Raw genomic sequence first — 23,312 nt, 5'->3', positions numbered from 1 at the left:
CCGGCACCCGTGTGCCGGCCGCCCCCGTCCGGAGTGCTCCCGGTGTTCAGCTCTCGGCGCGGGCCGCCTCGCGGTCTGCGGCCGGCGGGTTGAGGGGGTGGAAGTGCGGCTTCTGGCCCATGCCCATCTTGCTCATGATGCCGCCGACGACACCGCCGAGCAGTGTGAGGCCGATGCCTGCCCAGAAGCCCACCGGCGAGGCCATCACCATGAACAGGCTCGCGACGCAGAAACCGATGAACGAGATGATGACACCGGTCCAGGCGGCCGGGGTGTGACCGTGGCTGCTGCCCGCCATTGCTTGCTCCTCAGTGCTGTGTACGTGTCTGAGCAGGACGCTCGGATCAATTGTCCCGCACGTGCGCGCGTGCCGTGATCGGGGGTGCTCCTCCGCACGGCGAACGCCGGTGCCCGGCGGAGGAGACGGCGGCCCGGTGGTTCAGGCTCCGGTCGGGTCCTCGCCCCGGTCGAGGGCCTTCCACAGTTCCTCCGGCCGGTCGGTGTCGGAGGCGGCGGCCGTGCGGCGCGGCCTCGGGGCGCCGCCGCGCTCGTAGCGGCCGGACATCGCGGGCCACAGCCTGCCGTAGCGCAGGGCGAGCGCGCCGGCCAGCAGGAGCAGCAGGCCGCCCACGGCCGCGACGTAGGGCCAGGCCGTGTGGCTGAGGGCCTCCACGGCGGCCGACGTGTCGCCGGAGACCTCGGCGGCCTTGTCGTCGAGCGCGGAGCTGTCGGAGGCGCCGAGCAGGGCGGCCACGACGGTGCCCGCCCCGGACAGGGCGAGCAGGGCGGCAACGGCGAACCGGCCGGCCCGGCGGACGGCGAAGACGGCGACGAGCGCGGCCAGGCCCACCACGGCGAGGGCGGCGGGGACGCCGGTGACGTCACTGCCGGTCGCGGTCAGGGGGAAGGAGCCGCCGGCCACGGTCGCGGTGCCCTGGGACCACTGCTGCCGGGTGGCGAGCAGGACCACGGCCGCGCCCAGGGCACCGCACAGCAGGGCGACGGCGAGGCTGAGGCGGCCGGTCCGGGCGGAGCCGGCGGCCTCGGAACGGGGGGGAGGTACGGCAGTCACGTACTCCACTATCGCGTGAACCCCGCGCGAACGGTCACCCGGGGCTCGTGCCGGGCGCATCTCACACGGCCCCGGGCGGGTCCCGTACGGGGCCGAGCGGGTGTCACACCGTGCGTGTCACCCCGCGTCCAGCCGGTTCGCCGTGTGGACGGCGCGCAGCACGGCGGCCGCCTTGTTGCGGCACTCGGTGTCCTCGGCGACCGGGTCGGAGTCGGCGACGATTCCGGCGCCCGCCTGGACGTACGCGGTGCCGTCGCGCAGCAGCGCGGTGCGGATGGCGATGGCGGTGTCGGAGTCACCGGCGAAGTCCAGGTAGCCGACGCAGCCGCCGTACAGTCCGCGCCGGGACGGCTCGAGTTCGTCGATGATCTGCATGGCACGGGGCTTGGGCGCGCCGGAGAGGGTGCCGGCCGGGAAGCAGGCGGTGAGCACGTCGAAGGCGGAGCGGCCGGGCGCGACCCGGCCGGTGACCGTCGAGACGATGTGCATGACGTGCGAGTACCGCTCGACGGACATGAAGTCGACGACCTCGACGGAGCCGGGCTCGCAGACCCGTCCGAGGTCGTTGCGGCCCAGGTCGACGAGCATGAGGTGTTCGGCGCGTTCCTTGGGGTCGGCGAGCAGTTCCTCGGCGAGGGCCTGGTCCTGCTGGGGGGTGGCGCCGCGCGGCCGGGTGCCGGCGATGGGGTGGACCATCGCCTGCCCGTCGTCGACCTTCACGAGTGCTTCGGGGGACGACCCGACGACGTCGAAGCCGTCGAAGCGGAACAGGTACATGTAGGGCGACGGGTTGGTGGCCCGCAGCACCCGGTAGACGTCCAGGGCGCTCGCCGTGACCGGGGTCTCGAACCGCTGGGAGGGGACGACCTGGAAGGCCTCTCCCGCGCGGATGCGCTCCTTGATGTCCTCGACGGCGGCCCGGAAGTCGGGGCCGCCCCACAGGGCGGTGTGCTCGGGGAGTTCGGAGGGCGGGAGGACGGCCGGGGGCTGGGCCACCGCGCGGGAGAGGTCGGCCTCCATGGCGTCCAGGCGGGCCACGGCGTCGGCGTGGGCCTCGTCGACGCCGGTGTCCAGGTCGTTGTGGTTGATCGCGTTGGCGATCAGCCAGACGGCGCCCTCCCAGTGGTCCATCACGGCGAGGTCGCTGGTGAGCAGCATGGTCAGCTCGGGCAGGCGCAGGTCGTCCCGCTCGCCGGGGCCGATCCTCTCGAGCCGGCGCACGATGTCGTAGCCGAGGTAGCCGACCATGCCGCCGGTGAAGGGCGGCAGGCCGAGGTCGTGGGCGAGGTCGCGCGGGGTGTGCAGTGCTTCGAGCGTGGCGCGCAGCGTGGCGAGCGGGTCGCCGCCGGCCGGTACGCCGACGGGCGGGGTGCCCTGCCAGTGCGTCCGTCCGCCCTGCTCGGTGAGGGTGGCGGCGCTGCGGACGCCGACGAAGGAGTAGCGGGACCAGGACCGTCCGTTCTCGGCGGACTCGAGGAGGAAGGTGCCGGGGCGCTCCGCGGCGAGCTTGCGGTAGAGCGCGACCGGGGTGTCGCCGTCGGCGAGCAGTTTGCGGGTGACCGGGATGACCCGACGGTCGGTGGCGAGCTTGCGGAACGTCTCGAGGTCCATGGCGGCAGACCTTACTGACCGGGGGCGTGCGCACCGCTTCCGGCGCGGTCCGCGGGGGTGTCCGTGAGCAGCACGTCGGCGTCGAAGCAGGTGCGGGCGCCGGTGTGGCAGGCGGCGCCGATCTGGTCGACCTTGACGAGGAGGGTGTCGGCGTCGCAGTCCAGGGCGACGGACTTCACGTGCTGGACGTGGCCGGAGGTGTCTCCCTTGACCCAGTACTCCTGGCGGCTGCGCGACCAGTAGGTGCAGCGGCCGGTGGTCAGGGTGCGGTGCAGCGCCTCGTCGTCCATCCAGCCCAGCATCAGCACCTCATGGGTGTCGTACTGCTGGGCGATGGCGGGCAGGAGGCCGTCGGGGCTGCGCTTGAGCCGCGCGGCGATCTCCGGGTCGAGACGGCTGGGCCGGGACGTGCTGCTGGTCATGGAAGCCATTGTGCCGTGCGGGCGGGCGGCGCCCGGGCGGCGTCCACGGGTTGGAAGGACGCGGGGACGAAACGGGCCAGGGGCGGTGCGCACACGTCTCGTTGGGGTGACGGGCGAGGGACGGGTGGGCGGACCGGGCGGGTCACCGTAGGCTGACTGCATGTCGACCCATGCCAAGCGTGAACGACTTCTTCTGGCCGACCTGCTGGAGACCGCGGGCCCCGAGGCCCCCACTCTGTGCGAGGGCTGGCTCACCCGCGACCTCGCCGCCCATGTGGTGGTGCGCGAGCGCCGCCCGGATGCCGCCGGCGGGATGGTGGTCAAGCAGCTCGCCCAGCGTCTGGAGCGGGTGATGGCGGAGTTCACCGCCAAGCCGTACGAGGAGCTGATCCAGCTGATCCGTACCGGTCCGCCGCGTTTCTCGCCCTTCAACCTCAAGCAGATCGACGAGCTGTCGAACGTCGTCGAGTTCTACGTCCACACGGAGGACGTGCGCCGCGCGCAGCCCGAGTGGACGCCGCGTGAGCTCGACCCGGTGTTCCAGGACACCCTGTGGTCGCGGCTCGAGCAGACCGCCCGGATGATGGGCCGCGATGCCCCCACGGGCCTGGTGCTGCGCCGCCCGGACGGCCGGACGGTGGTGGCCCGCCGCGGCACGCCGGTGGTCACGGTGACCGGTGAGGCGTCGGAGCTGGTGCTGTTCCTCTACGGACGGCGCGGGGTGGCCGAGGTCGACCTGGAGGGCGACGCGGACGCGATCGAGAAGCTGAACGCGTCCAAGCAGCTCGGTATCTGAAGCCGCACGATCCCGGGGGCCGTCCGAGTGCGGTCACGGATACCGGGGCCGGTGACCGGCCCCGGAAAGACTGCAAGATCGGAAGAAGAATCCCCATGATCAAGGTCGCCATGACCAGCGTGTACGTCGACGACGTGGCGAAGGCACACGCTTTCTACACCGGCGTCCTCGGCTTCGAGACCCGCACCCGGACGGACCTGGGCGACGGCACCCTGTTCGTCACGGTCGGGGCGGGCGAGGGGGCCCAGCGGGATCTGGAGCTGCTGCTGGAGCCGGGGCAGGGCCCCATCGCGGAGCCGTACCGCAGGGCGGTGCGCGAGGCGGGGCTGCCCGCCATCGTGTTCTCGGTGACGGACCTGCGCGCGGAGTACGAGCGGCTGCGCGGCGAGGGCGTGAACTTCGTCCAGGAGCCGCAGGAGCAGGGACCGGTACTCACCGCCGTCCTGGACGACACGGTCGGCAACCTGGTCCAGCTCGCCCAGCCGAAGGACTGACCGAGCCGGCCGGGCACCGTACGCCGTCCGGGCGCCGGGCACGGCGGCCGGGCGGCGCGCGGCGGGCCTCACCGCACCGGGTGGCCCGCTTCCCGCAGGGTCTGCTTGACCTGGCCGATGCGCAGATCGCCGAAGTGGAAGACCGAGGCGGCGAGGACCGCGTCGGCGCCCGCCGCGACCGCGGGCGGGAAGTCGGCCAGCCGGCCCGCGCCGCCCGAGGCGATCACCGGGACGGTGACGTGCTTGCGGACGGCGGCGATCATGTCCAGGTCGTAACCGTCCTTGGTGCCGTCCGCGTCCATGGAGTTGAGCAGGATCTCGCCCGCGCCCAGCTCTGCGGCCCGGTGGGCCCACTCGACGGCGTCGATGCCGGTGCCCCGGCGGCCGCCGTGCGTGGTGACCTCGAAGGAGTCGCCGGACCCGGTGCGGCGGGCGTCGACCGACAGGACGAGGACCTGGCGGCCGAAGCGCTCGGCGATCTCCCGGATGAGGTCCGGGCGGGCGATCGCGGCGGTGTTGACGCCGACCTTGTCCGCGCCCGCCCGCAGCAGCTTGTCCACGTCCTCGGGGGTGCGGACGCCGCCTCCCACGGTCAGCGGGATGAACACCTGTTCGGCGGTGCGGCGCACCACGTCGTAGGTCGTCTCGCGGTTGCCCGACGAGGCGGTGATGTCCAGGAACGTCAGCTCGTCGGCGCCCTCGGTGTCGTACACCTTGGCCATCTCGACGGGGTCGCCCGCGTCACGCAGGTTCTGGAAGTTGACGCCCTTGACGACCCGGCCGTTGTCCACGTCCAGGCAGGGGATGACTCGGACCGCCAGGGTCATGAATCGTGCTCCTCTAGTGTCTGTTCACTGTCCGCTGATTGATCTCGGTGTCCGCCGGCCGGTCCCGGTGTCCGCCGGCGGTCTCAGGGCCGGCGGGCCGGCCCGGTGGCGTCGAACGCCTCGACCTCCACCGCCACCAGTACGCGCGAGTCCATGAAGCCCTCCACCACCAGGAGGGTCGTGACCGGGCGCACCGCCTCGAACAGCTCCTTGTGGGCGCGGCCCGCCGCGTCGATGTCCCGCGAGTGCGCGAGGTACACGCGCGTGCGGATCACGGAGTCGACGCCGAGCCCGAACTCGGCGAGCGCCTCCAGGGCGCTGCCGAAGGCGGCCCTGGCCTGTTCGTACGGGTCGCCCTCCCCGTACAGGACGTCGCCCTTGAACGCGGTCGTGCCGGCCACCAGGACGCGGTCGCCCGCCGCCACGGCGCGTGCGGACCCGAAGGACTCCTCCCAGGGGCTGTCGCCCCGCACGCGCCGTACGGCTTCGGATGTCATCGGGACACAGCCTCCAGGGCCTCTTCCAGGGTGAACGCCTTCGCGTACAGGGCCTTCCCGACGATGGAGCCCTCGACGCCGAGCGGGACGAGCTCGGCGATGGCCCGCAGGTCGTCGAGCGAGGACACACCGCCGGAGGCGACCACGGGGCGGTCGGTGACGGCGCAGACGTTCTTCAGCAGTTCCAGGTTGGGGCCCTGGAGGGTGCCGTCCTTGGCGATGTCGGTGACGACGTACCGCGCGCAGCCCTCCTTGTCGAGACGCCCCAGCGTCTCGTAGAGGTCGCCGCCGTCGCGGGTCCAGCCGCGGCCGCGCAGAGTGGTGCCGCGTACGTCGAGGCCGACGGCGATCTTGTCGCCGTGCTCGGCGATGACCTTGGCGACCCATTCGGGGGTCTCCAGGGCGGCGGTGCCGAGGTTGACGCGCGTGCAGCCGGTGGCCAGGGCCGCGGCGAGCGTGTCGTCGTCGCGGATGCCGCCGGACAGCTCCACCTTGATGTCCATGGCGCCCGCGACCTCGGCGATCAGCGCGCGGTTGTCGCCGGTGCCGAACGCGGCGTCCAGGTCCACCAGGTGCAGCCACTCGGCGCCCGAGCGCTGCCAGGCGAGCGCGGCCTCCAGCGGGGAGCCGTAGGAGGTCTCGGTGCCGGACTCGCCGTGCACGAGGCGGACGGCCTGGCCGTCGCGGACGTCGACGGCGGGGAGGAGTTCGAGCTTGGCCATGTCGCTACAGGGTTCCGATCCAGTTGGTGAGGAGCTGGGCTCCGGCGTCGCCGGACTTCTCGGGGTGGAACTGCGTCGCCCACAGGGGACCGTTCTCCACGGCGGCGACGAACGGTTTGCCGTGGGTGGACCAGGTGACCCTGGGTGCCCGCATCACCGGGTTGTCCACCTGGAGGGACCAGTCGTGGACGGCGTAGGAGTGCACGAAGTAGAAGCGGGCGTCCGCGTCCAGGCCGGCGAAGAGTTCGGACCCGGTCGCCGCGTCCACGGTGTTCCAGCCCATGTGGGGCACGACATCGGCCTGCAGCGGCTCGACCGAGCCGGGCCATTCGTCCATGCCCTCGGTCTCGACGCCGTGCTCGATGCCGCGGGCGAACAGGATCTGCATGCCGACGCAGATGCCCATGACGGGCCGGCCGCCGGACAGCCGGCGGTCGATGATCCAGTCGCCACGCGCCTCCTTGAGGCCCTTCATGCAGGCCGCGAAGGCGCCGACGCCGGGGACCAGCAGCCCGTCGGCGTTCATGGCGGTGTCGAAGTCACGGGTTATCTCCACGTCGGCGCCGGCGCGCGCGAGGGCGCGCTCGGCGGAGCGGACGTTGCCGAAGCCGTAGTCGAAGACCACGACCCGCTTGGTGGCACTCACGGTCACACCTCCAGCCGGAGGATGCCCGCGGTCAGGCACATCGCGGCGCCGATGGCGAGCACCGCGATCACCCCCTTGGGCAGCTTCTGCTTGCTGAACGAGACGACGCCGCCGACGAGGAACAGACCGACGACGATCAGGACGGTGGACAGACCGTTCATGCTTACAGGGCGCCCTTCGTGGAGGGCAGGATGCCCGCCGCGCGGGGGTCGCGCTCGGACGCGTACCGCAGGGCCCGGGCCAGCGCCTTGAACTGGCACTCGACGATGTGGTGCGCGTTGCGCCCGTACGGCACGTGCACGTGCAGGGCGACCTGGGCCTGGGCGACGAAGGACTCCAGGATGTGCCGGGTCATCGTGGTGTCGTACTCGCCGATCATCGGCGCCATCTTCTCGGGCTCGGTGTGCACGAGGTAGGGGCGGCCGGACAGGTCGACGGTGACCTGGGCGAGGGACTCGTCCAGCGGGACCGTGCAGTTGCCGAAGCGGTAGATGCCCACCTTGTCGCCGAGGGCCTGCTTGAAGGCGGCGCCGAGGGCGAGGGCGGTGTCCTCGATGGTGTGGTGCGAGTCGATGTGCAGGTCGCCCTCGGTCTTCACGGTCAGGTCGAACAGACCGTGCCGGCCGATCTGGTCGAGCATGTGGTCGTAGAAACCGACCCCGGTGGAGATCTCCGTCTTGCCGGTGCCGTCGAGGTCGATCTCGACGAGGACCGACGTCTCCTTCGTCGTCCGCTGGACGCGTCCTACGCGGCTCATGCGCTCTGCTCCTTCGGGGGTGTGGGGGTGGCCCCCACGTAGCTGACCAGTTCACCGACCGCGTCGAGGAACGCGTCGTTCTCGGCCGGGGTGCCCGCGGAGACCCGCAGCCATCCCGGTACGCCGTTGTCCCGCACCAGGACGCCCCGGTCGAGGATCTTCTGCCAGACCACGTGCGCGTCCGCGAACGTGCCGAACTGGACGAAGTTCGCGTCGGACTCGGTGACGTCGTAGCCGAGGGTACGCAGTTCGGCGACCAGCCGGTCCCGCTCCTGCTTCAGCTGCTCGACGTACTTCAGCAGCGTGTCCGTGTGTTCCAGGGCGGCCAGCGCGGTCGCCTGGGTGACGGCGGACAGGTGGTAGGGCAGGCGGACGAGCTGCACGGCGTCCACCACGGCCGGGTGCGCGGCGAGGTAGCCGAGGCGCAGTCCCGCCGCGCCGAACGCCTTCGACATGGTGCGGGAGACGACGAGGTTCGGGCGGCCCTCGATCAGCGGCAGCAGGGAGTCGCCGTGGCTGAACTCGATGTACGCCTCGTCCACGACCACCATCGACGGTCCGGCCGCCTGCGCGGCCTCGTACAGGGCGAGGACGGTCTCGGCGGGGACCGCGGTGCCGGTGGGGTTGTTGGGGGTGGTGACGAAGACGACGTCCGGGCGGTGCTCGGCGATCGCCTTCTCGGCGGTGGGCAGGTCGATGGTGAAGTCCTCGCCCCGGGGGCCGGAGACCCAGCCGGTGCCGGTGCCGCGCGCGATGAGGCCGTGCATCGAGTACGACGGCTCGAAGCCGATGGCCGTGCGGCCGGGCCCGCCGAAGGTCTGCAGCAGTTGCTGGATGACCTCGTTGGAACCGTTGGCGGCCCAGACGTTCTCGGTGCCGACGGGGTGGCCGCCGGTCTTCGTCAGGTATTCGGCCAGCCTGGTGCGCAGCTCGACCGCGTCCCGGTCGGGGTAGCGGTTGAGGTGGCGGGCGGCCTGGCGGACCCGCTCGGCGATCCGCTCGACCAGCGGTTCGGGCAGCGGGTAGGGGTTCTCGTTGGTGTTCAGCCGTACGGGGACGTCCAGCTGGGGCGCGCCGTAGGGGGACTTGCCGCGCAGCTCGTCGCGTACGGGGAGGTCGTCGATGGTGACGTTCACGGGGTCGGTGGCGTTGATGGCGTTCACTTGCTCTCGGGTACCTTCCAGCCGAACCGGGCCTTGATCGCCGCGCCGTGCGCGGGCAGGTCCTCCGCCTCGGCGAGTGTGACCACGTGGTGCGCGACGTCGGCCAGCGCGTCCTCGGTGTAGTCCACGATGTGGATGCCGCGCAGGAAGGACTGGACGGACAGGCCCGAGGAGTGGCAGGCGCAGCCGCCGGTGGGCAGGACGTGGTTGGAGCCGGCCGCGTAGTCGCCCAGGGAGACCGGGGACCAGGGGCCGACGAAGATCGCGCCGGCGTTGCGTACCCGGCCGGCGAGCGCGGCGGCGTCGGCGGTCTGGATCTCCAGGTGCTCGGCGCCGTAGGCGTCGACCACGCGCAGGCCCTCGTCGAGGCCGTCGACCAGGACGATCGCGGACTGCCGGCCGGCGAGCGCGGGGGCGATCCGGTCCTCGACGTGCCGGGAGGCGGCGACCTGGGGGGCCAGCTCCTTCTCCACGGCGTCCGCGAGAGTGGCGGAGTCGGTGACCAGGACGGCGGCGGCCAGCGGGTCGTGCTCGGCCTGGCTGATCAGGTCGGAGGCGACGTGGACCGGGTCGGCCGTGTCGTCGGCGAGGATCGCGATCTCGGTCGGCCCCGCCTCGGCGTCGATGCCGATGCGGCCGGTGAAGTAGCGCTTGGCGGCGGCGACCCAGATGTTGCCGGGGCCGGTGACCATGGGGGCGGGCGGGCAGGACTCGGTGCCGTACGCGAACATGGCGACGGCGGTGGCGCCGCCCGCGGCGTACACCTCGTCGACGCCGAGCAGGGCGCACGCGGCGAGGATCGTCGGGTGCGGCAGTCCGCCGAACTCCTTCTGCGCCGGGGAGGCCAGGGCGATCGACTCGACGCCGGCCTCCTGGGCCGGGACCACGTTCATGATCACGGAGGACGGGTACACGGACCGCCCGCCGGGCGCGTACAGGCCCACGCGGTCGACCGGCACCCACTTCTCGGTGACGGTGCCGCCGGGGACGACCTGGGTGACGTGGGTCTCCCGGCGCTGGGCGCGGTGCACGAGCCGGGCGCGGCGGATGGACTCCTCCAGGGCCGCGCGCACGGCCGGGTCCAGCCGGTCCAGCGCGTCGGTGAGCGCCTGCGCCGGGACCCGGACGGATTCCAGACGCACTCCGTCGAACCGCTCGGCGAAGTCGATCAGCGCCGCGTCGCCTCGATGATGCACGTCCTCGCAGATGGGCCGCACCTTCTCCAGGGCGGCCGCAACGTCGAAGTCGGCTCGGGGCAGCAGGTCGCGCAGGGCGGGGCCCTCGGGGAGGGCGTCGCCGCGCAGATCGATTCGGGAGATCACGTGCTCAATTCTCTCAGACCCGCCCCGGACGCCGTGCGGGCGTTCCAATGGCTGATACACGGCCCTCCCGGTGACCCATTGTGCACATTCGAAAGATCCTTCTTACTTTCTGTGTTCGACGGGTCACCCGATGGGCATGAACCGTTGTACGCGTACGAGTTGTACGAAATGACGAACCCGCGAGTATCTGGGAAGGGAGGGGGGACCGTGACCGAGGGGGAGGGACGACGCTCCGGCGAGGTGCCGGCCGACCTGACGGCGACGGAGGCCGGCATGTGGCAGGCCTTCCGCAACGGCAGCGTGTACGACCTGAGCAGCGGGGACTCCGTCGTCGACGATCCGCACGGAGGGCATCCGTGGGGACCCGAGCGGACCGTCCGGGCGCGTGTCGTGTGCTGGCTCCTGCTGGACGGCCCTCCCGCGCTGGCCGGCCGGGTCTCCTCGCTGAAGCTGGTCGGGGTGCTGATCAGCGGCGCGCTGGACCTCGCGGGCGGCACGGTGGTGCCGTACGTGGAGATGCGCGACTGCCGTTTCGAGCGGGACGTGCTGCTGCCGGAGGCCCGCTTCACTACGGTGCGGCTGGTGGACTGCTCGGTGCCCCGGCTGGAAGCGGCCCGGGTGCAGACCGAGGGCGATCTGCATCTGCCGCGCTGCCGGTTCCTGGGGGGCATACGGCTGACCGACGCCCGGATCGGCACGGATCTGCTGCTCAACCAGGCGGTCGTGCACCGCGACCGCAGCGGCCGGTCGATAGCCGCGGACGGCATGACGATCGGCCAGGACCTCCAGGCCGAGCTGCTGGAGTCGCACGGCGAGCTGAGCCTGCGCAGCGCGACGATAGGCGTCTCGGTGAATCTGCGCGGCGCCCGGCTGGTCAACCCGTCCGCCCGCCTCGCGTTGAACGCGCCGCAGCTGACCGTCGAGCGGTCGCTGTATCTGACGCCCGCCGGGGTCGGCACCCAGGCGCGGAGCGGAATGACACCGGCGCGCGGGACGCGGATCCAGCGGTTCGAGTGCCAGGGCGGGGTGCGGCTGGACGACGGGCGGTTCGGGGACGCGGTCGACTTCGAACGGGCCCGGTTCACCCTGACCGACGATCAGGAGCTGTCACTGCGCCGGGTGCAGACACCGGAGCTGCGGTTCCTCGGGGAGCGGCCGGCCCGCGGGCGGGTGGCGCTGTCCGGGGCGCGGGTGGTCAACCTGATGGACCGGGCGGACAGCTGGCCGGGGCCGGGCCGGCTGCACATGGGCGGCTTCACCTACGAGAACCTCGTGCCGCGCGGGCCGTTCCCGCTGGCGGAGCGGCTGGAGTGGGTGGCCGCGGCGAGCGCCGAGTACACCCCGGAGCCGTACGAGCGGCTGGCCGCCGTGCTGCGGGCGGGCGGTGAGGAGGAGGACGCCCGCGAGGTGCTGCTCGCCAAGCAGCGCCGGCGCCGCGAGGGCCTGCCCCTGGCGGCCAAGCTGTGGGGCTACGCGCAGGACTGGACGGTCGCCTACGGCTACCGGCCCGGGCGGGCCGCGGTGTGGATGGCGGTGCTGTGGGCGGGCGGTTCGATGGCGTTCGCACACACGCACCATCCGCCGATCAAGAGCGGCGAGCATCCGGCGTGGAACCCGTCCCTCTTCGCCCTGGACCTGCTGCTGCCGGTGATCGACCTGGGCCAGGTGGGGTTCTGGCAACTGCGCGGCGGCTGGCAGTGGCTCGCGGCCGCCTTCATCCTGCTCGGCTGGATTCTCGCCACGACGGTGGCGGCGGGCGCGACCCGGACCCTGCGCCGCGGCTGACCGGCCCGCCCAGGCCCCTGCCCCTCCTCCGTCCAGCGCCTGACCAGCGACAACCGGTATCTCCCCGGCCCCGGAGGGCCCGCCTCCTTTTTACCCGGCCTTGAACGAACGGCGTACAACCTTCCGTAACTTTCGTGAAGGGTCTGGCGCCGCTGTGACCTGCGGTCTTTCAATGGTCGACACCATGGCTCCGCTGTACGCGTTCACCCGTGCGTCCCGGGTGCGAAGAAAGTCGGGCACCACCCGGCCCGGTGTCCTCGTGCTGCCCGCGGACGCCGAGGTGCTGCTCGACGCCCCGGACGAGGTGCTGGGTCCGGTCCTGGTCGGGGCCGCGGCCGGCGACCCCGCGCCCGCCGTCGGCCTGCTCGCCGCCACCCGGCACGGCGGGGCGTGGGAGCACCGCGACCGGTACGTGCGGCAGCTGGCCGTCTTCGCCCGCTCGCGCCCCGAGTGGCTGGACACCTGGCGCGCCCACGACCCGCACAACCCGGACGGGCTGCTCGTGGACGCCCAGCGGGCGGTGCACCACGTCTGGGACTCACCGGCCCGCGCCGAACTGCTGCGCGAGGTGAGCCCGCTGATCACGGCCGCCGCGCGGGCCGACCACCGCGACCCGGTGCCGTGGCGGCTCGCCCTGGACCACGCCCGCGGCGCCCGGGCCGGGCACCGGTACTTCCAGGAGCTGTGGGAGGCCGCGGTCCGCCGCGCCCCGCACCACTACGGCTGCCACGTGGCGGCCCTGCGCTACCTGTCGTCCTCCTGGCACGGTGCGCACCTCGAGTGCTTCGACTTCGCCGACCAGGCCGCGCAGGACGCCCCGGACGGCTCGTTCACGCAGGCCCTGCCGCTGCAGGCGGCCTTCGGCTACCTCACCGCCGGGGGCGGCCCCGGGGTGCCGCGCGAGCGGCTCGACGCGGCGGCCGACCTCGCCCTGGCCCTGTCCGCCCGGCTCCCGGCGGCCCACCCCCGGCCGGCCGGCCTGCGCAACCTCCTGGCGTACGTCCTGCTGCGCCTGGAGCGCCGGCCGGAGGCCCTGGAGCAGCTGCGGCTCACCGGCCCGTACGCCACCTCCACGCCCTGGGACCGGGAGGCGGAGGATCCCCTCGGCCGGTTCCTGGAGGTGCGCCGGGGCCTGTACGAGACGGTGGTCGCCGGGCCCGCCGCGGCCTCCTTCGCGGGCTCCCTGCATCCACGGAGTGAACGGGGCCGCCGGGCCCGGCCCGGCGACCATTAGGCTTTTACGTCGTGACCACCGCCCGGCTCCCGCTCTTCCCCCTGAACTCGGTGCTGTTCCCCGGGCTCGTGCTTCCGCTGAACATCTTCGAGGAGCGCTATCGCGCCATGATGCGCGAGCTTCTGAAGACGCCGGAGGACGAGCCGCGCCGGTTCGCCGTCGTGACGATCCGCGACGGCCACGAGGTCGCCCCGAGCGCCCCCGGCATCCCGGACCCGACGGCCGTACCCGAGCTGGGTCCCGCGGCGGGCTTCGGTCCCGACCCGCTCCGGTCCTTCCACAAGGTGGGCTGTGTGGCCGACGCGGCGACGATCCGGGAACGGGCCGACGGCACCTTCGAGGTGCTGGCGACGGGCACGACCCGGGCACGGCTGCTGTCGGTCGACGCCTCCGGGCCGTTCCTGACGGCCGAGCTGGAGCCGGTGCTCGAGGCGCCCGGCGAGGAGGCGGGGGCGCTCGCCGAAGGAGTGCTGCGGGCCTTCCGCCAGTACCAGAAGCGGCTGGCGGGGGCGCGGGAGCGGTCGCTGGCGACCGGCGCGGAACTGCCGGACGAGCCGGGCGTCGTGTCCTATCTGGTCGCCGCCGCGATGATGCTCGACACGCCGACGAAGCAGCGTCTGCTCCAGGCGCCGGACACGGCGTCCCGGCTCCGCGACGAGCTGAAGCTCCTTCGCACGGAGACGGCCATCATCCGCAACCTGCCGTCGCTGCCGGCGTCGGAGCTGACCCGCGGGCCGACACACCTCAACTGACGTACGACCGTACGGCTTCCCGGAGCGGGACGGGAACGGGACCGAGCGCAGGGACAGGAACGGGGCCGGGATGGCGAAGAAGCCGAAGAAGCAGCAGTCGGGCGGTACGCCCGCGACGGTGGCACTCACCGCGGCCGGGGTGCCGTTCACCGTCCACTCCTACGACCACGACCCCTCCCACCCGTCCTACGGCGAGGAGGCGGCCGAGGCGATGGGTGTCTCCCCCGACCGGGTCTTCAAGACGCTGGTGGCGGACGTCGACGGCGCGCTGACGGTGGCGGTGGTCCCGGTGGCGGGACAGCTGGATCTGAAGGGCCTGGCGGCGGCGGTCGGCGGCAAACGGGCCGCGATGGCCGATCCGGCCCTGGCGGAACGCACCACGGGCTACGTCCGGGGCGGCATCTCGCCCCTCGGCCAGCGCAAGCGGCTGCGCACGGTGCTGGACGACTCGGCCGGCCTGCACGAGACGATCTGCGTCTCGGCCGGCCGCCGCGGTCTGGAGGTCGAGCTCTCTCCCGCCGACCTGGCCGAGCTGACCTCGGCGGTACTCGCCCCGATCGGGCGTGCCTGACCCCTCGACGGGCCCCGCTTCTTCGGTTAAGCAGAAGAGGCATGTCGAAGAGAACACGCAAACGCAAGTGGCGCACCAGGAAGGGCCGCGCGAACCACGGCAGGCGCCCGGCCTGACACCACGACCGGGCCGAAGGCGTAGGGCCTGCCCGCCGGGCGGGCCCTACGCCTCGGGGAATCCGCCGTGCGGCGGCTGCGGGACGTACGGGTCGGCCGGCGGGTAGGGACCGGGATCGGGGTCGCGGGGGCCGAACAGCGCGGTCAGGCCCAGGTGGACGACCAGTCCGGCGAACGGCCAGGCCAGCAGCGCCCCTTTGGCGCTCAGCTTCAGCGGCGCGTCGAACGTCACGCCTTTGCCGACGTCCCTCGCCTGGGCGATGACGTCCTGCGCGGGCCCGAGCCACACCCCGAGCCGCCACGCCAGCAGTGATCCGAGCAGCCCGCCGACCCCGAGCCCCACCACCAGCGGCACGCCTCCGCGCCGCCGCACGAGGAACACGGCGAGCGCGCTCACCGCGCCGAACGCCAGCGCGAGCAGCACGAACGTCCCGTCCACGCCGATGGCCTGCTCGCCCTCGGTGTCCTTGAGGTAGACGACCCAGCTGTCGCCCGCGACGTCGCCCACGAGCGGGACCCGCGGCGCCAGCCACCACCACAGCACCCCGAGCAGCACCCCGCCGAGCGCCACCGCCACCGCGGTCACGGCGGCCTCCCGCAGTTCCGTCTTCATCCCGGGGCCGTCCTGTTCGTACCAGCCGTACCCTGCCCGGTCGCCGTGCCCGGCGGGCCCGGCCGCGGCGTCCGAGGCGGACCCGTCGGCGGAGGCGGCGGCCACCTGCCCGGCGGACGGTGACTGCCACCCGCCCTGCGGGGAGTGTTCATGCGGAGGCGGTGGTGGTGTCAGAGGTGCGCTCACCCCGACATCGTGCCAGGCCCGGCTGTGCGGCGTGACACGGACAGGTCACCGACGGGTCACCGGACGGGGTGCCGTACGGGTCAGCGGACGGCGGCCCTGCGGTATGCCCAGGCCGCCACGGCCAGCGAGAGCACGCCGACCACCCCGCACACGGCGAGGTCGCCGAGGACCAGCGCCCAGTCGGGATGCGGCGCGAAGGTCCGTGCGAGGGCCTCGACACCGTACGTCGACGGCAGCAGGTCCCGGACGACGCGTACCGCCTCCGGCATCCGCTCCGCCGGCAGCACACCCAGCAGCAGCGCCGCCGACATGCCGAGCTGGCCGAGCAGCGTGGCGAACTCGGGCCGCGGCGCGAGCAGCCCCAGGGCCGCTCCCAGCCCGGCGAGCGCGGCACCCGACAGCGGGATCACGGCGGCCAGCACCCACAGATGCGTCAGCGGCAGCCCGAACAGCACGCATCCGAAGGCCGCGGTCACCACGGTCCCCGGGACGGTGAACGAGGCGTAGGCGCCGGCCGCGCCCAGCACCACCGCGGCCGGCGGCACCGGCAGCGTCGCGTAGTGGTCGAGTCCGCCGCTGGCCCGCAGCTGTCCGAAGTACTGCGCGAGCAGGTTGAGCGCGACGAAGGCGACGACCAGGACGGCCGATCCGGCCACCACCGCCCGCGCCTCCGAGCCGCCGTCCACGACCCCGCGCATCAGGATCATGATCCCGACGGACTGGAAGGTCGCCACGAACAGCAGCGGGATCCGCGCCACCCGCGCCCGGGAGAGCTGCGCCCGGTACACGGCCGCCAGCGACGGCCACAGCCGCGCCCGGGGACCGAGCACGGCGGGTTCCGGTGCGGTCTCCTCCGCGGCCAGGACGGCGCCCGGCAGGACATCGGCGGGTACGACACTCACGTCGCGCTGCTCCCCTTCGCTCGGAGGTTCGCCCGGATCCACTCCGGCGGTCGTCCTGTTCCGTACGGATACGGCACCCGGTGCACTCAGGGGTCCGCCGTTCATGCCTTCACCAGCCCCTGCCGCACGGCACCGCCCAGCGCCAGGTACACGTCCTCCAGAGTGGGCGTGGTGAGCGTGAAGTCGTCCAGGGCCGCGAAGGCGGCGCCGCCGGTGACGGTGGCGACGACGGCACGGGCCTCCTCCGGCCCGAGCCGCAGTGTCCAGCGGCGGCCGGACTCGACGGCGCGGTCCTGGAGCGCGGCGACCTCCGGTACGTGCAGGGGGGCCGTCTCGCGCCACACCAGGTGGACCCGGACCTCGCCCGCGACCTGCTCCTTCAGCCCGGACGGGCTGTCGCAGGCGATCACCCGGCCCCGGTCGAGCACGGCGACCCGGTCGAGCACGGTCTCGGCCTCGATGACGTTGTGGGTGACCAGCAGCACGGTGGCGCCCTGCTCGGCCCGGCGCCGGTCGACGGCGGACCACACGGCGCGCCGCGCGATCGGGTCCATGCCGACGGTGGGTTCGTCGAGCACCAGCAGGGGCCGCTCGCCGACCAGCGAGGCGGCGAAGCAGGCCAGCCGGCGCTGGCCGCCGGACAGCTTCTTCAGGGGGCGCGCGGCGAGCGGGGTGAGCCCGAGTTCGTCGAGGACGTCGTCCCGCTCCGCGCACGCCCGCTTCGCGTCGAGGCCGCGCAGCCGCGCGGTGGTCTCGACGGCGAGCGAGACGGTCAGCTCGTCGAGGGCGGTGGACTCCTGCCCGAGGTAGGCGAGGATCCGCGCGGCCCGCTCGGGGTGGCGCACGATGTCGTGGCCGAGGAGCCGGACGCTGCCGCGGTCGGGCCGCATCAGTCCGGTGAGCTGGCGTACGAGGGTGGACTTGCCGGCGCCGTTCGGCCCGAGCAGTCCGAAGATCTCACCGCGCCGGACGTCGAGCGCGACGTCGTCGGTGGCCCGGACCTCGGGGGTCGCCGGCACTCCGCGGCGGCCACGGGCCGCCGGATAGGTCTTGGTCAGCCCGCGCACCACGCACACGATGTCACTGTCGTGCCGGAATGCCTGTACCGCGCGCGTACTCACAAGGAACGAGACTACGGGGTCCGCGCCCCCGATCCACTTCCGGGTCGGCCGACCGCCCCGGAATCCCCGCTGGGACGACGAGCCCGCCGCAGGGCACCGGCCCGTCCCGGCGCGGGGCCGCGCGGGGGCGGCACCGCACGGTCGGCGCCCGGCCCGGGTGCCGGGATCAGTCCCCGACCGGGGCGCGGTCCGTCCCCGTGCGTACGTCCAGCTCGCGCCAGAAGCCCGCACGGATGGCGTACCGGTCGCGTTCGTCGATCTGGTCGTCCTTGTGGGCGAGCAGGCCGAAGCGGGCGGCGTAGCGCAGCAGCTCGCCGTCGACGCGGTGCGGGATGCGGGGGTACATGCCGGACAGCTTCTGGATACTGCCCTGGTCCCCCAGCCGTTCCACCCAGCGGCGGGCGAAGACCTGCCCCACCTCGAAGGGGTCCCCGCCGACCGTGGTGATGTCCTCCTCGCGGTCGGCCCACCGCTGCTCCGCCGTGGTCAGCTGGGCGAGCGTCGGCATCGAGGCGGCCTCGGGGGGTTCGGCGACGGGCCGGTCGACCCAGCCCTTGTCGGAGGACCAGCGCAGGGTGGCGGACTGCGGCGGGTGGGGGTGCGGGGCGCCGGGGCCGCGCAGGGCCGCCAGGTCCTTGGGAGTGGGGACGCCCTTGGCGGCGGGTGCCCGCTCGCCGGTGCCGTTGTGTCCGGCGGCGGCCGGGTGCGGCGGCTCCTGGGCGGCCGCGTCCTCCTCCGGGGCGGGCGCGGACTCCGGCAGCGGGGCGGAGAGGATCGCGGCGATCTCGGGACGGGCGGCGGGGGGCGGCGCGCACGCCCCGGAGTGGTCCTCCTTGGCGCGCACCGCCTTGGTGATCCAGGCACGGTCCAGCACCCGGCGCTCGTCGGCCTCGGCCACCAGGTCCTCGGACTGGTTGTAGTCGCCGTCGGCGGCCTGGACGGCCCACAGGTGGACGGCGACACCGTGCTCCTTGGCCGCCATCATGCCGGGCAGCAGGTCGCCGTCGCCGGTGACCAGGACGATGTCGGAACAGGCGCGGTTGCGGGCCAGCTCGGTCAACTCGGCGTGCATGGCGGCGTCGACGCCCTTCTGCGCCCAGCGGCCGTCGCTGCGGGTGAGGGCGCCCAGCCGGACGGTGACCCTGGGCATGACCCGCAGCCGGCGGTGCTCGGGCTGCGGCACCCGGTCGGGGGCGCCGTCGAACCAGTAGATGCGCAGCAGGGGCCGGCTCGTGTCGGACTCGGCCCGGTCGCGCAGCCCTTGGACGAGGGCGGTGTGATCGACGGTGATCCGGGACCGCGAGGGCTCCCCGGCGAGGAGACTGGCGGCGGCCCCCAGCAGATACCCGGCGTCCACCAGGACGATGCAGCGGTCCACGCGATCCACCCTCTTTCCGGGAGGTTTGCTTCGGGCTTGCTTCGAGTCTGCCCGACCACGCCGGGGTTAACGGCCCGAACTCGATCTTCGGCGTGGCGTTTCCACACTTCCTTCGCCGACCCACCCTGTCACACACGGTAATTGTCCGACATGCGGCGGCTCTTCCGCCATGTGAGTCTGGTCCCGGCCCTGGCCCCTAGATCCCCCACAGGAGGCACCACCATGGCCAAGAACAAGAACCGTGAACGGAAGCAGCCGCAGACCGCACGCGCCCCGCAGGCGGCGCAGCACCCCTCCGCGGAGCCGCAGACCGAGCAGCACGGCCCGCAGATCACTCCCGGAGATGTCGCCCGCAAGGGCAGGGAGAAGCGTTTCGGCCACAACTGACGCCCGCGCGGCGGGCCCTTGAGCCCCGCGCACGGCATGTGCAGAGGGGTGCCCCCGTCACCGGGTGCACCCCTCTTGGCCGTCGCTCTCGTCGGCCTTGTCCGTCTCGTCGGCCTTGTCGGCCGTGTGGGTCGCCCGGCCGGCTAGCCCGCCAGGCAGGACGGGCCGAGGAGGACCTTGAGGTCGCCGAACAGGGCGGGGTCCGGCTTCACCCGGTGCCGGTCCAGGCGCAGCACCGTCGTCTTCGTCGGTCCCTGGAGCTTGATGCGGACCTCGCTGTCGCCCTTGTGGTGGCCGAGGATCTCACCGAGGCGGCTGACCATCGGCGGGGTGACCCTGGTCGCCGGGATGGTGAGCACGACGGGCGCGTTGGTGCCCGCGTTGGACAGGTCGGGCACCTGGAGCTCCATGGCGACCAGCCGCGGCACGTCCTCGCGCTTGTCGAGCCGGCCCTTGACGAACACCACGGCGTCCTCGACGAGTTGGGTCGAGACGAGCTGGTAGGTCGCGGGGAAGAACATGCACTCGATGGACCCGGCGAGGTCCTCCACGGTGGCGATCGCCCAGGCGTTGCCCTGCTTGGTCATCTTGCGTTGGAGGCCGGAGATGATGCCGCCGATGGTGACCACCGCGCCGTCGCCGAAGTCGCCGCCGGTGAGCTGGGAGATGCCCGCGTCGGCCTTGTCGGACAGGACGTGCTCCAGCCCGAACAGCGGGTGGTCGGAGACGTACAGTCCGAGCATCTCCCGCTCCTGCGCGAGCAGGTAGGTCTTGTCCCACTCGTCGTCGGTGAAGGTGACGTCGAGGCCGAAGCCGGGCTCGCTGGTCTCCTCCTCGCCCATGCCGCCGAAGAGGTCGAACTGTCCCTCGGCCTCCTTGCGCTTGACCGCGACCACGTTGTCGATCATCGGCTCGTACTGGGCGGTGAGGCCCTTGCGGGTGTGCCCCATGGAGTCGAAGGCGCCCGCCTTGATCAGCGACTCGGTGGTCCGCTTGTTGCAGACGACCGCCTCGACCTTGTCGAGGTAGTCCGGGAAGGAGGCGTACTTCCCCTTGGCCTTGCGGCTCTTGATGATCGACTCGACGACGTTGGTGCCGACGTTGCGGACGGCGGAGAGGCCGAAGAGGATCACGTCGTCGCCCTGCGCGGCGAAGTTCGACTCGGACTCGTTGACGTTCGGCGGGAGCACCTTGATGCCCATGCGGCGGCACTCGTTGAGGTAGACGGCCGACTTGTCCTTGTCGTCCTTGACCGAGGTGAGCAGCGCGGCCATGTACTCGGCCGGGTAGTTCGCCTTGAGGTAGCCGGTCCAGTACGACACCAGTCCGTACGCGGCGGAGTGGGCCTTGTTGAACGCGTAGCCGGCGAAGGGGACCAGCACGTCCCACAGGGCCTGGATCGCCTCGTCGCTGTAGCCGTTCTTGCGGGCGCCCTCCTGGAAGAGGACGAAGTTCTTCGCCAGTTCGTCGGGCTTCTTCTTGCCCATCACGCGGCGGAGGATGTCGGCCTCGCCGAGCGAGTAGCCCGCGATGATCTGGGCGGCCTTCTGCACCTGCTCCTGGTAGACGATCAGGCCGTAGGTGACCGACAGCACCTCCCGGAGCGGCTCCTCCAGCTCCTTGTGGATCGGTGTGATCTCCTGGCGGCCGTTCTTGCGCTCCGCGTAGTTGATGTGCGAGTTCATGCCCATCGGGCCCGGCCGGTAGAGGGCCGAGACGGCGGAGATGTCCTCGAAGTTGTCGGGCTGCATCTGGCGGAGCAGCGAGCGCATCGGGCCGCCGTCGAACTGGAAGACACCGAGGGTGTCACCGCGGCAGAGCAGTTCGAAGGTCTTGGGGTCGTCCAGCGGGAGGGCGAGCATCTCCAGGTCGATGCCCTTGTTGGCCTTCACCATCTTGATGGCGTCGTCCATGATCGTGAGGTTGCGCAGGCCCAGGAAGTCCATCTTCAGGAGGCCGAGCGACTCGCACTGGGGGTAGTCCCACTGCGTGATGGTCACGCCGTCGGTGTGCCGCACCCAGATCGGGGCGTGGTCGACGATGGGTTCGCTGGACATGATCACGCCGGCCGCGTGCACGCCCATCTGCCGCACGAGGCCCTCGACGCCCTTGGCGGTGTCGATGACCTTCTTCACGTCCGGCTCGTTCTCGTACATCGCGCGGATCTCGCCGGCCTCGTTGTAGCGCGGGTGCGAGGGGTTGGTGATGCCGTCGAGGTCGATGCCCTTGCCCAGGACGTCGGCGGGCATGGCCTTGGTGAGCCGGTCGCCCATGGCGTACGGGTAGCCCAGCACGCGCGCGGAGTCCTTGATGGCGTTCTTCGCCTTGATCTTGCCGTAGGTGCCGATCATGGCGACCTTGTCGGCGCCGTACTTCTCGGTGACGTACCGGATCACCTCCACGCGCCTGCGCTCGTCGAAGTCGATGTCGACGTCGGGCATGGAGATGCGCTCGGGGTTGAGGAACCGCTCGAAGATCAGGCCGTGCGGGATCGGGTCGAGGTCGGTGATGCCGAGGGCGTAGGCGACGATCGAGCCGGCCGCGGAGCCACGGCCGGGGCCGACCGCGATGCCCTGCTTCTTGGCCCACATGATGAAGTCGGCGACGACGAGGAAGTACCCGGGGAAGCCCATCGAGATGATGGTGTCCATCTCGTACTCGACCTGCTTCATGCGGTCGTCCGGGATGCCGCCCGGGAAGCGGCGCTGCATGCCCCGCATGGTCTCCTCGCGGAACCAGCTGACCTCGGTGTAGCCCTCGGGGATGTCGAACTTGGGCATGAGGTCGCGCTTCTCGAACATGCCCGTGGTGTCGACCATGTCGGCGATCAGCCTGGTGTTGGCGCAGCCCTGCTGCCAGGCGTCGGAGGAGTCGATGGCGTACATCTCGTCGGTGGACTTGAGGTAGTAGCCGGTGCCGTCGAACCGGAAGCGGTCGGGGTCGGAGAGGTTCTTGCCGGTCTGGATGCACAGCAGTGCGTCGTGGGCGGTCGCCTCGTTCGCGTACGTGTAGTGCGAGTCGTTGGTCACCAGGGGCGGGATGCCGAGCTTCTTCCCGATCTCCAGCAGGCCGTCACGGACCCGGCGCTCGATCTCGATGCCGTGGTCCATCAGCTCCAGGAAGTACCGGTCCTTGCCGAAGATGTCCTGGTAGTCGGCGGCCGCCTTGAGCGCCTCGTCGAAGTGGCCGAGGCGCAGCCGGGTCTGGACCTCGCCGGAGGGGCAGCCGGTGGAGGCGACCAGCCCGGTGGACCACTTGGAGATGGTCTCCTTGTCCATCCGGGGCCACTTCTGCAGCCATCCCTCGGCGTACGCGTCGGAGGAGAGCCGGAAGAGGTTGTGCAGACCCGTGCTGTCGACCGCCCAGATGGTCTTGTGGGTGTAACCGCCCGAACCGGAGACGTCGTCCCGCTTCTGGTGCGGCTGGCCCCACTGGATCTTGCGCTTGGTGCGCCGCGACTCGGGCGCGACGTAGGCCTCGATCCCGATGATCGGGGTGACTCCGGCCTTCTGCGCGCTGTGGAAGAAGTCGTACGCGCCGTGCAGGTTGCCGTGGTCGGACATGGCGATGTGGCTCATGCCCATCTCGTTGCAGGCGTTGAACATGTCCTTCAGCCGCGCGGCACCGTCCAGCAGGGAGTACTGGGTGTGGACGTGCAGGTGCGTGAACGGCGTCTTCGACACGGTTCGGCCTCCAGTGGCAGGGGTCGGACGGAGAGGGTGGCTGTGGCGCGGAGCGTCTTGTCGAGGGGTGGTGGTCGGGTGGCGGGCGGGCGCTCGGCGGCAGTCCGGTGGACAGCCTCGAATTCTATGCCCCGGCACTGACACTCGAGGCTCCGCCGGACGTACCTTCAGGCGTGCGGCGCGGGCACTCCCGTGACGCGCCACACGTTGGAGCAGGGGACGGATCCGCCGTCCCAAAATATCCCGTACCAGGAG

The 23,312-nt window shown here is 72.2% G+C and carries 24 protein-coding genes; 7 read left to right on the top strand and 17 right to left on the bottom strand.

Features of this window, described 5'->3' with window-relative positions:
- Window positions 1-46: 46 nt before the first annotated feature.
- The 4 genes from ACIF80_RS07865 to hisI form a co-directional block, all read right to left on the bottom strand.
- Window positions 47-298, bottom strand: a complete 252-nt coding sequence (locus ACIF80_RS07865; protein ID WP_399800715.1) for an HGxxPAAW family protein — start codon at window positions 296-298, stop codon at window positions 47-49.
- Between the two features lie 141 nt (window positions 299-439).
- Window positions 440-1,081, bottom strand: coding sequence for a TIGR02234 family membrane protein (locus tag ACIF80_RS07860; RefSeq protein ID WP_399800712.1), 642 nt, complete (start codon window positions 1,079-1,081; stop codon window positions 440-442).
- 108 nt (window positions 1,082-1,189) lie between these two features.
- On the bottom strand, window positions 1,190-2,683 hold the full coding sequence (locus ACIF80_RS07855) for an anthranilate synthase component I (RefSeq protein ID WP_399800710.1): 1,494 nt from the start codon (window positions 2,681-2,683) through the stop codon (window positions 1,190-1,192).
- A gap of 11 nt (window positions 2,684-2,694) precedes the next feature.
- On the bottom strand, window positions 2,695-3,105 hold the full coding sequence (gene hisI / locus ACIF80_RS07850) for a phosphoribosyl-AMP cyclohydrolase (RefSeq protein ID WP_399800708.1): 411 nt from the start codon (window positions 3,103-3,105) through the stop codon (window positions 2,695-2,697).
- A 160-nt stretch (window positions 3,106-3,265) separates the two neighbouring features.
- Between hisI and ACIF80_RS07845 the strand changes: the two genes are divergently transcribed.
- Both ACIF80_RS07845 and ACIF80_RS07840 read left to right on the top strand, forming a co-directional pair.
- Window positions 3,266-3,901, top strand: coding sequence for a TIGR03085 family metal-binding protein (locus ACIF80_RS07845; protein ID WP_399800705.1), 636 nt, complete (start codon window positions 3,266-3,268; stop codon window positions 3,899-3,901).
- A gap of 95 nt (window positions 3,902-3,996) precedes the next feature.
- Window positions 3,997-4,395, top strand: coding sequence for a VOC family protein (locus ACIF80_RS07840; RefSeq protein WP_399800703.1), 399 nt, complete (start codon window positions 3,997-3,999; stop codon window positions 4,393-4,395).
- Window positions 4,396-4,463: 68 nt separating this feature from the next.
- Here the strand turns inward: ACIF80_RS07840 and hisF are convergent, their stop codons facing one another.
- The 8 genes from hisF to hisD all read right to left on the bottom strand — a co-directional run bounded on the left by hisF (window position 4,464) and on the right by hisD (window position 10,329).
- A complete protein-coding gene (gene hisF / locus ACIF80_RS07835) occupies window positions 4,464-5,222 on the bottom strand; it encodes an imidazole glycerol phosphate synthase subunit HisF (protein WP_399800701.1) in 759 nt (252 codons plus the stop codon).
- 83 nt (window positions 5,223-5,305) lie between these two features.
- Window positions 5,306-5,719, bottom strand: coding sequence for a Rid family hydrolase (locus ACIF80_RS07830; RefSeq protein ID WP_399800699.1), 414 nt, complete (start codon window positions 5,717-5,719; stop codon window positions 5,306-5,308).
- Window positions 5,716-6,441, bottom strand: coding sequence for a bifunctional 1-(5-phosphoribosyl)-5-((5-phosphoribosylamino)methylideneamino)imidazole-4-carboxamide isomerase/phosphoribosylanthranilate isomerase PriA (priA, locus tag ACIF80_RS07825; protein ID WP_399800696.1), 726 nt, complete (start codon window positions 6,439-6,441; stop codon window positions 5,716-5,718). Before priA ends, ACIF80_RS07830 begins: the two co-directional genes overlap by 4 nt.
- A 4-nt stretch (window positions 6,442-6,445) precedes the next feature.
- Entirely contained in the window at window positions 6,446-7,087 is a 642-nt protein-coding gene (hisH, locus tag ACIF80_RS07820) for an imidazole glycerol phosphate synthase subunit HisH (RefSeq protein WP_399800694.1), read from the bottom strand.
- 2 nt (window positions 7,088-7,089) lie between these two features.
- Window positions 7,090-7,248 (bottom strand): hypothetical protein, encoded by a 159-nt coding sequence (locus ACIF80_RS07815; protein ID WP_055689223.1) that lies wholly within the window; start codon window positions 7,246-7,248, stop codon window positions 7,090-7,092.
- Between the two features lie 2 nt (window positions 7,249-7,250).
- A complete protein-coding gene (gene hisB / locus ACIF80_RS07810) occupies window positions 7,251-7,844 on the bottom strand; it encodes an imidazoleglycerol-phosphate dehydratase HisB (RefSeq protein ID WP_055571490.1) in 594 nt (197 codons plus the stop codon).
- On the bottom strand, window positions 7,841-8,980 hold the full coding sequence (locus ACIF80_RS07805) for a histidinol-phosphate transaminase (protein WP_399801245.1): 1,140 nt from the start codon (window positions 8,978-8,980) through the stop codon (window positions 7,841-7,843). The genes hisB and ACIF80_RS07805 overlap by 4 nt, the downstream gene beginning before the upstream one ends.
- A gap of 23 nt (window positions 8,981-9,003) precedes the next feature.
- A complete protein-coding gene (gene hisD / locus ACIF80_RS07800) occupies window positions 9,004-10,329 on the bottom strand; it encodes a histidinol dehydrogenase (RefSeq protein WP_399800691.1) in 1,326 nt (441 codons plus the stop codon).
- Between the two features lie 207 nt (window positions 10,330-10,536).
- Here hisD and ACIF80_RS07795 point away from each other — a divergent pair, with 207 nt between their 5' ends.
- The 4 genes from ACIF80_RS07795 to ybaK all read left to right on the top strand — a co-directional run bounded on the left by ACIF80_RS07795 (window position 10,537) and on the right by ybaK (window position 14,671).
- Window positions 10,537-12,114: an oxidoreductase gene (locus tag ACIF80_RS07795; protein ID WP_399800688.1), complete on the top strand. Its 1,578-nt coding sequence runs from the start codon at window positions 10,537-10,539 to the stop codon at window positions 12,112-12,114.
- A gap of 172 nt (window positions 12,115-12,286) precedes the next feature.
- Window positions 12,287-13,348 (top strand): hypothetical protein, encoded by a 1,062-nt coding sequence (locus ACIF80_RS07790; RefSeq protein WP_399800686.1) that lies wholly within the window; start codon window positions 12,287-12,289, stop codon window positions 13,346-13,348.
- An 11-nt stretch (window positions 13,349-13,359) separates the two neighbouring features.
- Complete coding sequence (locus tag ACIF80_RS07785) at window positions 13,360-14,100, top strand: LON peptidase substrate-binding domain-containing protein (RefSeq protein WP_399800683.1); 741 nt, start codon at window positions 13,360-13,362, stop codon at window positions 14,098-14,100.
- Window positions 14,101-14,170: 70 nt separating this feature from the next.
- Entirely contained in the window at window positions 14,171-14,671 is a 501-nt protein-coding gene (gene ybaK, locus ACIF80_RS07780; RefSeq protein WP_399800680.1) for a Cys-tRNA(Pro) deacylase, read from the top strand.
- Between the two features lie 162 nt (window positions 14,672-14,833).
- Here the strand turns inward: ybaK and ACIF80_RS07775 are convergent, their stop codons facing one another.
- The 4 genes from ACIF80_RS07775 to ACIF80_RS07760 all read right to left on the bottom strand — a co-directional run bounded on the left by ACIF80_RS07775 (window position 14,834) and on the right by ACIF80_RS07760 (window position 18,987).
- Entirely contained in the window at window positions 14,834-15,586 is a 753-nt protein-coding gene (locus ACIF80_RS07775) for an AAA family ATPase (protein ID WP_399800677.1), read from the bottom strand.
- Between the two features lie 80 nt (window positions 15,587-15,666).
- Window positions 15,667-16,488: an ABC transporter permease gene (locus ACIF80_RS07770; protein ID WP_399800674.1), complete on the bottom strand. Its 822-nt coding sequence runs from the start codon at window positions 16,486-16,488 to the stop codon at window positions 15,667-15,669.
- A 101-nt stretch (window positions 16,489-16,589) separates the two neighbouring features.
- Window positions 16,590-17,564 (bottom strand): ABC transporter ATP-binding protein, encoded by a 975-nt coding sequence (locus ACIF80_RS07765; RefSeq protein WP_399801243.1) that lies wholly within the window; start codon window positions 17,562-17,564, stop codon window positions 16,590-16,592.
- 211 nt (window positions 17,565-17,775) lie between these two features.
- Entirely contained in the window at window positions 17,776-18,987 is a 1,212-nt protein-coding gene (locus ACIF80_RS07760; protein WP_399800671.1) for an NYN domain-containing protein, read from the bottom strand.
- 222 nt (window positions 18,988-19,209) lie between these two features.
- Between ACIF80_RS07760 and ACIF80_RS07755 the strand changes: the two genes are divergently transcribed.
- Window positions 19,210-19,374 (top strand): hypothetical protein, encoded by a 165-nt coding sequence (locus ACIF80_RS07755; protein WP_399800669.1) that lies wholly within the window; start codon window positions 19,210-19,212, stop codon window positions 19,372-19,374.
- A 143-nt stretch (window positions 19,375-19,517) separates the two neighbouring features.
- On the opposite strand, the gene dnaE is transcribed toward ACIF80_RS07755, so the two are convergent.
- On the bottom strand, window positions 19,518-23,057 hold the full coding sequence (dnaE, locus tag ACIF80_RS07750) for a DNA polymerase III subunit alpha (RefSeq protein WP_399800667.1): 3,540 nt from the start codon (window positions 23,055-23,057) through the stop codon (window positions 19,518-19,520).
- Window positions 23,058-23,312: the final 255 nt, after the last annotated feature.

This window comes from Streptomyces sp. NPDC085927, assembly GCF_044540975.1.
Lineage (GTDB): Bacteria > Actinomycetota > Actinomycetes > Streptomycetales > Streptomycetaceae > Streptomyces > Streptomyces hirsutus.
This window is presented reverse-complemented; position numbering and strand designations above follow the sequence as displayed.